Raw genomic sequence first — 240 nt, forward strand, 5'->3', positions numbered from 1 at the left:
GTCGAGCGACTTTAGCACCAGGTCAAAGTTCGCATTGGCGATTTGCAGGGAGTTATGGGCCCCGCAGTCGGGACAGAAGCCGAACGCGCCATAGATCGTATACTCCATTGTGCAGGCGCAGCAGGTCACCCGTTCTTCCAGCTCTTCTTCCCGGTAATACACAATCGGTGTCGGGCTACCCTTGACCGAGATGCCAATCGACACGAAGGCGCGCGGATCGGGCCGGCGCTCGAGCTTCTT

1 protein-coding gene is annotated in these 240 nt (G+C 58.8%); it reads right to left on the reverse strand.

Features of this window, described 5'->3' with window-relative positions; genetic code table 11:
- The coding region (locus SB689_RS24055; protein WP_410694538.1) for a hypothetical protein at positions 1-240 on the reverse strand (240 nt) is incomplete at both ends.

The sequence above is a fragment of the Chryseobacterium sp. SIMBA_038 genome, from assembly GCF_046535115.1.
Lineage (GTDB): Bacteria > Bacteroidota > Bacteroidia > Flavobacteriales > Weeksellaceae > Chryseobacterium.